This is a genomic window from Mucilaginibacter sabulilitoris (assembly GCF_034262375.1).
GTDB lineage: Bacteria > Bacteroidota > Bacteroidia > Sphingobacteriales > Sphingobacteriaceae > Mucilaginibacter > Mucilaginibacter sabulilitoris.
Map to the genome: position 1 here is coordinate 4,523,628 of NZ_CP139558.1, position 12,760 is coordinate 4,536,387.

The window sequence follows — 12,760 nt, forward strand, 5'->3', positions numbered from 1 at the left end:
ATTAAATGTTTTAAAAAGTAACCTGAAGACCTACATTCATTGTGCGTACCTGCGGATACGAGCCGAAGCTTACCCCATTGCTGTTGTCTTGCTCAGGATCAATCACCTTTAAATGATCCCAGAGTAACAGGTTGGTACCATTCACAAAAAAGCGGGCATTGCTTATGCCTAACTTTTGCGAAAAACCCTTGGGTATGTTGTAACCAATTTCGGCCGATTTGAGGCGCAGGTAGTTGCCATTAGCCGCGTACAGCGTATTGGTAACATAGTTATTGGTGTTTTTCACATCAATAACCGATGGGTATTTGGCATTGGCGTTATTTGCGCCGGGTATCCAGCGGTTGTCATAATATTCTTTAATGATATTATAATTGCCTACACCATCCATAAACGCCCATACCGGGCGACCGCCCAGGAAGAAAGTAGAACGGGCCGCTCCTGTGAAGAACACGCTGATATCAAAGCTCTTGTAACCCAGCGTAACGCCAAAACCATACATAATTTCGGGATTGCGGGCATAACCAAAGTAGGTTTGATCGTCTGTAGTGATCACGCCATCGCCGTTCATGTCTTTGTATTTAATATCGCCCGGGCGGATAACCGACTGCAACTGGGTTTGCGAAGGGCTGTTGTCAATTTCCTGCTGATCTTTAAATAAACCTAAGGCAACGTAACCATAAGGGCGGTCGATACTCTGCCCTCTTGAGTTTTGATAAGCCAGCGGCTTTACCGGTGAGTCGTCTTCTACGATCTTATTGCGTGCAAAAGTAAAGTTACCCTGGAAAGCGTAATAAAAGCCCGATTCGGTACGATTGCGGATCTGGATATTACCATCAATACCCTTGTTATTTACAATACCTAAGTTGGCATAAGGGATGTTGCCCCCAAAACCTGCCGAACTGGGTATTTGCTGCCGTTGAAGCAAGATACCGGTACGGTGTTCGCGAAAGGCATCAACCTGCAACACAATTTTGCCGTTAAACATTTCCATATCCAAACCCAAATTGGCTTTGGTTGATGTTTCCCAGCTTACGTCTTCATTACCAATGCGGCTTTCTGCAAACGCCCCGGTAGGATAAGCCTGGCTGGAGCCGAAGGGATAATTATCGGCGCTTTTATTAATAGTGGTTTGAAACAGGAACCTCGAGCCGCCAATCTGGTCGTTACCAACCTTTCCGTATGATCCCCGGAGTTTGAGGGAGCTGATGACACTCTTATTCCAGAATTTTTCGTTAGATACTATCCACCCAAATGCCCCTGAGGGGAAGAAACCATACCGTTTACCGGCAGGAAAATTCTCTGAACCGTTGTAGCCGCCGTTAAATTCGAGCAGGTAGCGTGAATCATAGTCATACGTTACCCTGCTGGCCAAACCCTGTCTTCTGAACGGTATATTGTCAATGGATGCTAAACCCGGGTAAATTGCCGAAAGGTTGATATACTCCCGCCTGTTCCCGAGTAAAAGGCCGCTCACCGAGCTTTTACCAAACTTCCGTTCGTAATTAACAGATGTTTCTAAATAAACAGCCCGGTTTGTAAGACTACCGTAACCAAAACCCAGCGCGGTTTCGGTTTGGATAAGTTTATACTGCTCTTTCCCATCAGCATCTTTACCTAAATACTGGTAGGTACTTGGTATTTTGTGACGTGTATTATCTGTTTCGTTAAAATAATCATAAGAGAAAAGCCCGTTAAGGGATAAACCCGGTGTAACCAGCGAAGACAAATCCCATTTTGTGCCTAATGAGCTTTGCAAAGTGGTGCGAAATTGCTTCTGATACCCTTCCTGAGTGGTACGGGTGTAAGGGCTCTCGGACAAGAAGGTACCCTTACCTGGTATAGAACCATCCGGGTTTTTAAACGGGTAACTGTTATTTGGTGTGTAATTCAGGGCATCGTAAATAACGCCGGCACTTGAGCCCGGATAATTACCATTTGATATGATACCGCCCAAATTAAGCGCGATGGAAAAGCTTTTGGACAAGCTGACATCCACATTTGACCGGAAATTATATCGTTTTACACTGGTGTTTGTAGGGTACGGAATGGTTGGGTCTTCTTTATAAATACCATCCTGAATGGTATAGCCCACATTGGTAAAGTACTTAAACGTTTGATTACCACCCTGCAGGCTTAAATTGTTAATGGTTTGAAAAGTATTTTTTTTCAGGGTGGCGTCAATCCAGTTCACATCCGGATATAAAAACGGATCGGAATGGTCTTTATACTTTTGCACCTCTTCGGGTGTAAAGAAAGCGGGTTTGCCCACGTTTGCTGTGGCCTCGTTTGCTAATACTGCATATTCATAGCTATTTATAAAATCGGGCAGGCGCAGCGCGGTAAGCATAGCGCTTTCGGTACGGAAAGTTACCTTTGGCCGCCCTTCTGCACCTCGTTTTGTATTGATAAGAATTACACCATTGGCACCACGAATGCCATAAACAGCTGTAGCCGAAGCGTCTTTAAGTACGGAGAAGCTTTCCACCTCCTGGATATTAAGGTTGTTCATATCGCGCTCAACCCCATCAACCAATATCAACGGAGCCCTGCCGCCGGATGTGGTGCCAAAGCCCCTGATATACACGCTTGATGCATCATATCCCGGTTCACCGGAGCTTTGCCTGGTGATAATACCCGGCAATCGCCCCCCTATGGCATTTGATAATGAAGGGGTTGATATCTGTTGCAAATCGGAAATTTTCACTGTTGATACCGCACCGGTAACGGAGACCTTTTTTTGCGTACCAAAACCAACAACTACTACGTCGTTCAGTTTTCGGCCGGCTTCGTCGGGCACCAGCTTTACCCGTATGGTACGGCGGTTGCCAACCCTGATGTGCTGGGTTTTATAGCCAACAAATGTTACAGCTATAGAATCGTTCTCGTTGGGTACTTCAATCAGAAATTTCCCATATACATCAGTAATTGTTCCTTTTTGGCTGCCCAATACTTTAACGGTAGCGCCGGGCAGTATTTCGTCCTTTTCGTCGACAACCGTACCCGACAATACAAATGAGGGCGCGGAGACCGGTGTAATGTAAATGCTGTTATGGTTAATATTTACGGTATTTTTTGCAGAGGCTTTTGTTATGGTCACTATTTGGCCGATGCCCATCATCAGCAATAATAAAACCCGATATTTTTTAGTAATGTAAAAGCTTGTTTTAAGGTTAACAGGAGGTTCAATATCCAAAACCCTGGGCTTTGTAGAAATTCGCATAAATTAATAAAGTTTGGTTTATGTTTGGTATTTATTAATTATTCGGGACAACCATATCAATGATTATCACAGCTGCACTAAACAGCTTCGTTTTGTTATCATTTCAGGGCGGTTTTTTGTTAAATTCTTTCATTTTTGATCATTTTTTATTGTTTTATATCGTTTATGTTAGTTAAGATTACCTATAATTTTTTTTGAATACGTATTCAAAAAAAATTAAATCAAAAAAAATGACTGGGTCATTTTTTAGCTTTTACAGATGTCCGGACAACGAGATGCCCTTTCATCATAATCACTTGCGGTGCCGAATCCTTATCATTAATCTCTTTGAGCATGAGTTCTACCGTGCTGTCAACCATCTCTTCCAGGGGCTGCTCCCATGTTGTAAGCGAATATGAAGGCCATTCGGACATACGTATATTATCAAAGCCTATCACGGATACATCCTCCGGAATCTTTAACCCAATAACCCTTATGGCATCCATTACACCTAATGCAATAATATCATTACCGCAAAATATACAGTCAATATTTTTGTTTCTTGTTATTAGCTCCTGAGCGGCTTTAAAACCACTTTCATAGGTGTAATTACCCGGCTCAATTACCAGGTCGCTGATGTTCCTCTCATCAAGTACTTCCTTAAAGCCCTTTAACCTGTCAATAGTAGTTGAAGTATCTGAAGGGCCTGAAATAAAGGCAAACGATTTATGCCCCATCTCTACCAGGTATGTTGCTATTTGCTTGGCTGCAAGATAATTATCACAAAAAACAGCACTGCTTTCCAGCTTTTCTGTATAACGGTTAAACAGGATCACCACAATGCCGTTCCGGTTAAACTTTTGTGATGCCGATGATGATAACAGTGCATCGGTAATGATAACGCCCTCTACATTGTACTCCAGCAGCTGGGTGATTTCCTTTTCCTGGATCTCCTCGTTTTCGGAGTTGATGAATATCAAATGATACCCCAAAGCTGATAAGCGATTATGAAATATCTCCAAAACCGCCGAATAAAAAGGATTACGAATATTGCGCATCACAATACCAATCATCATGGTTTTCCGGGTGATCAGGCTCCGGGCATGTGCATTAGGCTGGTACTCCAGCTTGGCAGCGGCATCCAGTATCTTTTTCCGTTTCTTTTCTGATACATTGGTATTGCCCGCGAAAACCCTGGAAACAGTAGACTGTGATACGCCCGCCAGTTCCGCAACATCCTGCGAAGTGTAATTTTTTTTATTCAAGGTTAATGGTTATAAAGAATTAAAGCATAAATGAATACGTATTCATTTATGCAAATATAATTTGTTTTATTAAAAAAAGCAGATTAGTTAATAAAAAATAACTTTTTGTGAATTTACTATAAAATTGATATATTTTTTTGCAAAATATCAAACGATATAGTTCTCTGTTACCAAAACTGAAGAATTATTTGAAGTTTATTGGCAAAATAAGACACCTAATATAAGTTAAGGATCTTCAAGTGAAACGGTTTCGAACCGATATTCTTTCTATTCCCAAACTATAACACTTTTACAAAAGTGAAGCCCAAAACCCGGTTCTGATAAGTCGGCATAATCATCGTTCCACTTTCATTATCCTGTTTTCCAGATGAAAATTGCCGTTTGATACAAGGATAAACAAGGTAGGCAAGTTTGGTAGAAAGTATACCCACTCCTGCTCCCGCCACCACATCGCTAAACCAATGGGCGTTATTATAAACCCTCAATATCCCGGTTGTTGCCGCTATCGAATATCCGGCGATGCCATACCAGGGTGAAATATCACCATATTCCTGATTTAAAAATTCAGCAGAGGCAAATGCATTACCGGTATGTCCTGACGGAAAAGAATATTTATCGGCCTCACTTGGGCGGCTACGCTTACTTAAATTTTTAACCGTGAAAGTTGAACCGGCGAAAATACCTTCAGATAGAACATAAAGCGCTGTGCGGTCGGCAAAATTATGCTTGCCATGTACACCAGCGAGGTTTAAGCCATATACTATTGCAGCTGGAGCATACTGTAGATAATTATCGGCATGTGTTTTAAAACCAGGATGATCCTGCTGCATATCATTATACACATTAAAATCAATTTGTCTGATACCTTTGACATGAAAGGAAAGTATACCCCAGGCAACAAACACAGACGGAGGAATATAAGCGACAATGGAATGATTTTGTTCTTCGATTGTTTTATTCTTGTGCGTAATATTCAAAGAATCTGTAATTTCCGGTTGTTGCGCAAAACATATTGTTGGAAAAATCACAAGAATAAAAATGAATTTTTTAAAAAACATGACTACATTAAGCTAAAGTAAGATAACTATAAAGCCAATGTTAAACCACAATTCTGAATTTATTCTGTAGCTTTTTCAAACCGAACCTTAGCCAGTTCAAATGATGACTTAAAATTGTAACTGAAAATCAATTAAATCCAAAATGTATCCAAATTAGGCTTGTATTTTTAAAGAAAAGAAGTGAAAATATTAATCATTGAAGACGAAGAAGGATTACGCGAAAGTATTGAAGCATACTTTCAGGAAGCCGGCAATATCTGTGAAACAGCAGACAGTTATCACGTTGCCATGGCTAAAATTAATCTTTATAGGTATGACTGTATTTTGCTTGATATTACCCTGCCCGGGGGAAGCGGTATTGAGATACTTAAAACCCTCAAAAAAAACAATAATAAGGATGGAATACTGATTATATCAGCTAAAAACTCACTTGATGACAAGCTGGAAGGACTGGATCTTGGCGCGGATGATTACCTCGTTAAGCCCTTTCATTTGTCTGAACTTAAAGCCCGGGTTTCTGCCATCACAAGGCGAAAAATGTACGATGGCAATAATATATTACAATTTAACGAGATCAGTATTGATCTGTCGGCTAAAACAGTTACGGTTTTAAACGTTCCCATAAAATTTACCCGTAAAGAGTTTGCTTTATTGATTTACTTTATAGCTAATAAAGGCAAAGTAGTATCCAAAAACGCAATCGCTGAGCACCTTTGGGGTGATGGCATAGATTTGGCCGACAATTTTGATTTTATTTATTCGCACATAAAAAACATCCGTAAAAAACTGATAGAAGCCGGAGCTAATGATTATATACAGGCTGCATATGGCATGGGTTATAAGTTTAACGATAAATGAAACTTTTAGATAAATATAACCGTGTAAATTTAATTGCCGCTATTATTATCATGCTGATAACCGGTGGGATATATTACCTGGCCATTAGTTCGATTCTCATCAATGAAAAAGACAAAGCGCTGGAAGTTGAAGAACAGGAAATTTTCGATTATGTAAAACTAAACCACAAGTTACCGCAGGTATTTGAGTCACCAGATCAACAGATCAGCTTTAAACAGGTTCCAAAAAACTCCATCACCCGGCAGTTTATCAATACAACTTATTACAAAAAATATAATGAACCTGAATCTGGAAGAGGCCTGATCAGTTTTATTGATATGGGCCATGCTTACTATAAGATTTTAATTGTGGAATCAAAGGTCGAAACCGAATACCTTATACAGATCATATTCGGCATTACCATAGGCGTTATCCTGCTCTTGCTTTTGGCCCTGGTTATCACTAACCGACTTATTTTGAACCGGCTATGGCAACCTTTTTATAATATACTCGGTGAACTTAAACTATTTCATGTATCCGGTACCCGAAATATTCCGCAACTGGATAGTTCTGTAGATGAGTTTAATGAACTGCACCAAGAAGTTTCGGCAATGACTACCCGGGTAAAGCAGGAATATCAAAACCTTAAAAGCTTTACAGAAAACGCATCGCATGAGCTACTCACCCCTATTGCGATCATTAACTCAAAACTGGATACGCTGATACAAACCGAAAATTTGAGCGAAGGCCAAAGTAAGTTATTAACTGACCTTTACGGAGCAGTTAACAGACTAACCCGTTTAAATCAATCCATGCTGCTGCTTGTGAAAGTAGAGAACAGACTGTTAAAAGACGAGCATCTGGTAAACCTAAAGGCGCTTACCGAAGAAATGATCATTCAATTTGAGGAAATATTCCAGAGTAAGAATCTGAATATTTCTTATAATCTTGATGAAAAGCAGGTTTATGCCAACCGGTACCTGATGGAGATTTTACTGAGCAATTTACTCAGCAACGCGATCAGGCATAACTATAACGGCGGTGAAATCAGGGTAACCCTAACCAATGAATGCTTAATGATAGAAAACACAGGTGATGAATTTCCATTAAAACAAGATCAGATTTTTACCCGTTTTCATAAATCATCTCATTCCGAAGGTAGCGGACTTGGCCTCACTATATCCAAACAGATCTGCGAAAACTTCAATCTTTCACTTGATTACAACTTTAAGCAACCTTACCATCAATTCAGTATAGGTTATTGACTGCGTTATTGTTATTACAAACTTTCTACAGATTTCGGATTGATATTTATTTATAAATCATATAAATGAAAAAAATCATATTAAGACTCGCCTTGGCGGCTTCGGTAAGCCTGGCTCCGCATTTTCTGCACGCGCAAACTTATGTATTAGATAAAACTATTCCCCTGCCCGGCGATGGTGGGTACGATTACCTGTCGATAGATAAGTTAAACAATCGCTTATATGTTTCGCATGGTACGGCAGTAAACGTTATTGATCTCAAAACAGAAAAACCAGCTGGTATTATCGGTAATTTAAATGGCGTTCACGGTATCGCCATTGATAATAAAACCAACCGGGGTTTTATCAGTGATGGCAAGGTCAACGCTATTGTAGCCTTCGATCTAAAAACACTTAAAGTTATCAGTGCCATTCCTTTAACAAATGCCAATGGCCCCGATGCGATTATGTATGACCCGTTTGCTGATCGTATTTTCAGTTTTAACGGGGACAGTAACAACTCGTCTGTTATAGATCCCAATACATTGAAACAAGTGGGTACGGTAGTGCTTGGTGGTGCCCCTGAGTTTGCGGTAACTGATAGCAAAGGCAAAATCTATAATAACCTGGAAGATAAGAGCAGTCTCAACGTAATTGATAGTAAAACATTAAAAGTAATTAAAAACTATCCCTTAACGCCTTGCGGGGGCCCTACCGGTCTGGCGCTGGATGCTAAAAACGAGCGTCTGTTTACTGTTTGTCGCGAAAATAAAGGGCTGAGTGTCATTGACATTAATACAGGTAAAGTAATTGCAACTTTGCCTATTGGTGCCGGTGTTGATGCTGTAGCTTATGATGCTGTAACCAAACTCATATTTTGCTCTTGCGGAGATGGAACAACAACTATTATTAAGCAACAATCGGCAGATCAATATAGCGTGCTCCAGACGCTTAAAACGCCCCAGAGAGCCAGAACACTCACCCTTGATAACCAAACACATAAAATTTATTTAAGCGTTGCCGAATTTGAACAAGGCACACGCAAGGCGTTGCCGAATACCTTTAAGGTGTTGGTATATAAATTATCAAATTAAGTAGTCAAGCTACTATAATTAATCATTGTGCTAAGCTATAAACCCAGGCATGCTTGTCTGGGTTTTATTATTTATTGATATTTATATTCACAAACCTCTTTCGTATTTTCTACCTTACACTTGTCCTGATTTTTTGTAGCTATCATTAAGCTTTAATAAAGTTGGCAGTACAATCAGTAACAACGGCAAAGCAAATAATAAACCTCCAATTACAGCTATAGCCAGTGGCTGGTGCATTTGCGCACCGGTACCAATACCTGCGGCAAGCGGTAACAATGCTATGATAGCACCTGTAGCAGTCATTAGTTTGGGACGTAAACGCGCGGCAATGGCATGTACAATCTTTTGCTCACCTGTCCATTCGGGGTTGCCTGTTTCATACTGATGATAAGTGAATATGGCGTTCTCAGCTATAATGCCTATGATCATAATAATCCCGGTATAACTGCCCACGTTTAATGGTGTATTGGTGACCAGTAATGCAATAAAACAACCCGCCGCACCCAATATGGCCAGCAAAATAATAATAGTAGCCACTGCAAAATGACGGAATAGTATTAATAAAACAATAAACACCAATATACTGGAAGTGATCAGAATGGTCAACAATTCTTTAAAAGCCTGTTGTTGCTGAGCATAATCACCGGCATATTCAATATGATAACCGCCTGGCAGGTTTAATGTGGCCAATTTACTTTGTATATCTTTTAGGGTGCTTCCCAAATCGCGGTTATTTAACCTGGCAGTAATAACACCAATCATCTTCTGGTTTTCACGCGCTATTTCAGCCACGCCTGATTCCACACTAATTTGCGCTACAGACGATAATCCTTTTAGCTGCCCGTTTGGTAAAAATATACTGGCCGCTTGAAATTGCTGCAGGGAGGTTTGAGCCGCTTTAGGATAAATCATCCGAATGTCTACAGACTGCTCCTTTTCAATGATAGAACTGATCACGTTACCATCCAGTTGCGATTGCAGCTGAAATTGAAAATCAGTTGGATTTAACCCTAACTGTGCCAGTTTACCCTCATCAGGAGTTACGTTAATTTCGGGGCCCGCAATGGTGATGCCGTTAAATACATCAGCTGTGCCGTTAACACTTTGAACCAAATCGGCCGCTTTTTTGGAAAGTGCCTGCAACGTTTTCTGGTCGTCGCCATATATCTTGATCTCAATCGGTTGTGCCGATTCCATCAGGTCGCCCAGCATGTCCCCTATCACCTGTCCAAAATCTACCGTGAGCTGCGGCAATACCGCTTCAATTTTAGTGCGGATATTGTCCGACACTTCGTTGGTTGTTTTACCGCGTTGCTTTTTAAGCTGAATCAAATAATCGCCATCGTTGGGTTCTGTAATAAAGAAACCCATTTGTGTACCCAGCCTGCGCGAAAATGAGGAAACTTCCGGGGTGCTTTTAACAATTGCATCTACTTGTTTTAACATCCTGTCTGTTTCTTCCAGGGTAGTTCCGGCAGGGCTTTTAAAATCAAGCACAATGGAGCCTTCGTCCATAGATGGTAAAAAACCAGATTCGAGTTTACCCGGAATAATCACCATCATGGCAATACAAATGATCATAAATACAAAACTGATCGCAGGTTTTCTCAAAAAAAATTTGATCCAGCTCTCTTTTACAACATGTGGCTTTACTTCTTTTTTACGAAGCGGAATATGAATAAACAATATAGGCAGCAGTAGCCAGGTAACAAAAAACGATATACTTAAGGTAATGATCATGGAGAAAGCCAGCACTTTAAAATATGCTCCCGCTACGCCACTCATCAGCACAAAGGGAATAAAAATAACTATAGTACTAAGTGAAGAGCCTAACATGGATGGGAAAAGGTACGATATCGCTTTCTTTACAACCACTTTCATTTCCTCATCCGGATGATCTTCATGGCTGCGGTATATCTGTTCTACCACAATTACGGCATCATCTATCATTAAACCAATTGCAGCAGCTATTGCACCCAACGTCATGATATTAAAGGTATACCCCACCAGTAATAAAACCGTGATAGATAAAGCCAGCGTTGCCGGGATGGTGATCAATATTACCAAACTGGCACGCCATGATCTTAAAAATACAATTACCACTAAAATAGCCAGTACAAGCCCTATCCACAGTACATCTTCAATACTCTTTACACTGTCATTTACAAAATCTGCCTGTTTATAGTAAGGTCGCAGGTGTACACCTGCTGGAAGTATTTTACTCAAAGCGTTAACTCTTGCCATAACACCATCGTTTACTTCAATTAAATTGGCGTCAGGCTGTTTAATTACTGCAATTAGCGGCACATCTTTGCCATTGGCATTAATACGTATGTATTCTTTTTGCGCGGTAATCACAATATTTGCGACATCGGCTAAATGAATGATGCGGCGCGGATTATTGATCACGATCAGATTTTTCAGATTATCAATATTCTCAACGGCATTCCTTGTCAGGTTCAGATATAATCGCCCATGATCATTAATATAACCGTTTGACGCCAGTATATTGGCTTGGGTAACTGCTGCGGATATTTGCTGGGGTGTAATACCAAGTGCCGACATTTTTGATGGCTGCAGCACCACCTGGTATTCTTTGGTTTTACCACCAATTACAGCAATATCGGCCACTCCAGATACGGCCGCCAAAAATGGCCTTACCTGGAACTGTGCTATCTTTTTTAATTCAATACCGGAGCGGTTTCCCTCCAGCGAAAAACCCATTACCGGCAGAATGGACGGATTCATTTTCTGCACATTGATCCTGGTATTGGGGAGCAGATCACCACTTATTTCCTGTGTTAAGGCTTGTACCTGTGCCATCGCCTTATCAATATCAGTGTTCCAGTTTAAAAAAATATTGATCTCCACGCTGCCGCGGGAGGTGGTAGTGCGTATATAGTCCAGGCCTTCGGTACGTTTAATGGCGTTTTCCAACGGAATGGTAACGGTAGTCATCATCTTATCCACTGGCTGCTGACCGGCATCTGCAATAACTTTTATTTTAGGGAAAGTAATATCCGGAAAAAGCCCAGTTTTCAATTTAGTATAACTAAATATCCCGCCCATGAATACCAGTATCAGGAAACCCAGTAACGGCTTTTTATAATAATGATGAAAATGCTCCATAGATACCAGCTTACTGTTTTTGGATTTTAATTGTTGATGAATCTGCCAAACCGTAGGCACCGTCAACAATAATCAGATCATTCATGCCAATCTTATCCGTTTGTATTTCCTGCAAAGAATCGGACGATATTTTACCCGCTGTGACTGCTATTTTATACGCACGGTTGCCTTTTCCCAGTTTAAATACCCAAAAATGTTCTTGCGTTTCGTCCGTCTGTACAGCATTCACCGGTACGGCCATCCCCTGATCTGGCTTAGATAGTGGAATGCTCACCTTTAAATTGGCTCCCTCGGGCAAATTGGTAGAGGCTACGGGAACAATAAATGACTGTGTTTGTACGGTAGCATCCGCAGACGGCAAACCAGCTTGCAGGTAGGTATTCAGCTTACGTCCATCAGGAAGCAAGACGGTACAAAGTGTACCAGCTTTTACTTGATCAAGATACTCTACCGGTACATTTACCAATACAACCAGGGATGATTGCTGAGTTAGTGTGGCCAGTATATCCCCCTCAGTAACGTAATCGCCGTTTTGGTAATTAACAGCTGTAATAATTCCGCCTGTTCCTGCAACAACCGGTATAGGTGCTTTAAACTTATCCAGTACCCCGCTTTCATCCAGGTGTTTTAAGGCTTGTTGCTCCTTACTGGTGATTGTACAGTATATGCCGCCAGCTTTAACCATATCCCCCGTTTTCCAGCCCCGGTGGTGTACATAGCCCGCAATTCCAGCCCTGATCACTGCCTTTTGCTGGTATTGTGTAACCCCATTAAAAGTAATGCTGTTATTAAAAGTATGAGTTACAGGGCTGCTTACGGATACCACCGGGATACTGGCCACAGTTTCATCTGCAACCGGAGAAACACTTGTACAGGCGTCCAGTACCGTCAGCAAGACACCAAATCCTAAAATGAAGTATGTTTTATGATGCAT

Annotated in this window: 8 protein-coding genes; 3 read left to right on the plus strand and 5 right to left on the minus strand. The window is 41.0% G+C overall.

The window, feature by feature from the left end; all coding sequences use genetic code 11:
- Window positions 1-10 precede the first annotated feature (10 nt).
- The 3 genes from SNE25_RS19300 to SNE25_RS19310 form a co-directional block, all read right to left on the minus strand.
- Window positions 11-3,220 (minus strand): SusC/RagA family TonB-linked outer membrane protein, encoded by a 3,210-nt coding sequence (locus SNE25_RS19300; protein ID WP_321560634.1) that lies wholly within the window; start codon window positions 3,218-3,220, stop codon window positions 11-13.
- A 239-nt stretch (window positions 3,221-3,459) separates the two neighbouring features.
- Window positions 3,460-4,464, minus strand: coding sequence for a LacI family DNA-binding transcriptional regulator (locus tag SNE25_RS19305; protein ID WP_321560635.1), 1,005 nt, complete (start codon window positions 4,462-4,464; stop codon window positions 3,460-3,462).
- A gap of 278 nt (window positions 4,465-4,742) precedes the next feature.
- On the minus strand, window positions 4,743-5,441 hold the full coding sequence (locus SNE25_RS19310) for a phosphatase PAP2 family protein (RefSeq protein WP_321560636.1): 699 nt from the start codon (window positions 5,439-5,441) through the stop codon (window positions 4,743-4,745).
- Window positions 5,442-5,702: 261 nt separating this feature from the next.
- Here SNE25_RS19310 and SNE25_RS19315 point away from each other — a divergent pair, with 261 nt between their 5' ends.
- The 3 genes from SNE25_RS19315 to SNE25_RS19325 all read left to right on the plus strand — a co-directional run bounded on the left by SNE25_RS19315 (window position 5,703) and on the right by SNE25_RS19325 (window position 8,697).
- Window positions 5,703-6,380, plus strand: coding sequence for a response regulator transcription factor (locus SNE25_RS19315; RefSeq protein ID WP_321560637.1), 678 nt, complete (start codon window positions 5,703-5,705; stop codon window positions 6,378-6,380).
- Window positions 6,377-7,624 carry a sensor histidine kinase gene (locus tag SNE25_RS19320; protein WP_321560638.1) on the plus strand — a complete coding sequence of 416 codons (1,248 nt, stop codon included), beginning with the start codon at window positions 6,377-6,379 and terminating at the stop codon, window positions 7,622-7,624. The genes SNE25_RS19315 and SNE25_RS19320 overlap by 4 nt, the downstream gene beginning before the upstream one ends.
- 65 nt (window positions 7,625-7,689) lie before the next feature.
- On the plus strand, window positions 7,690-8,697 hold the full coding sequence (locus SNE25_RS19325; protein WP_321560639.1) for a YncE family protein: 1,008 nt from the start codon (window positions 7,690-7,692) through the stop codon (window positions 8,695-8,697).
- Between the two features lie 114 nt (window positions 8,698-8,811).
- On the opposite strand, the gene SNE25_RS19330 is transcribed toward SNE25_RS19325, so the two are convergent.
- Window positions 8,812-11,826, minus strand: coding sequence for an efflux RND transporter permease subunit (locus tag SNE25_RS19330; protein WP_321560640.1), 3,015 nt, complete (start codon window positions 11,824-11,826; stop codon window positions 8,812-8,814).
- Window positions 11,827-11,836: 10 nt separating this feature from the next.
- A complete protein-coding gene (locus tag SNE25_RS19335) occupies window positions 11,837-12,760 on the minus strand; it encodes an efflux RND transporter periplasmic adaptor subunit (RefSeq protein ID WP_321560641.1) in 924 nt (307 codons plus the stop codon).

Bases quoted from the DNA above. Each gene is read 5' to 3' on its own strand.
- SNE25_RS19325 (WP_321560639.1), top strand. From the start codon at position 7,690: ATGAAAAAAATCATATTAAGACTCGCCTTGGCGGCTTCGGTAAGCCTG.
- SNE25_RS19335 (WP_321560641.1), bottom strand. From the start codon at position 12,760: ATGCATCATAAAACATACTTCATTTTAGGATTTGGTGTCTTGCTGACG.
- SNE25_RS19300 (WP_321560634.1), bottom strand. From the start codon at position 3,220: ATGCGAATTTCTACAAAGCCCAGGGTTTTGGATATTGAACCTCCTGTT.
- SNE25_RS19330 (WP_321560640.1), bottom strand. From the start codon at position 11,826: ATGGAGCATTTTCATCATTATTATAAAAAGCCGTTACTGGGTTTCCTG.
- SNE25_RS19320 (WP_321560638.1), top strand. From the start codon at position 6,377: ATGAAACTTTTAGATAAATATAACCGTGTAAATTTAATTGCCGCTATT.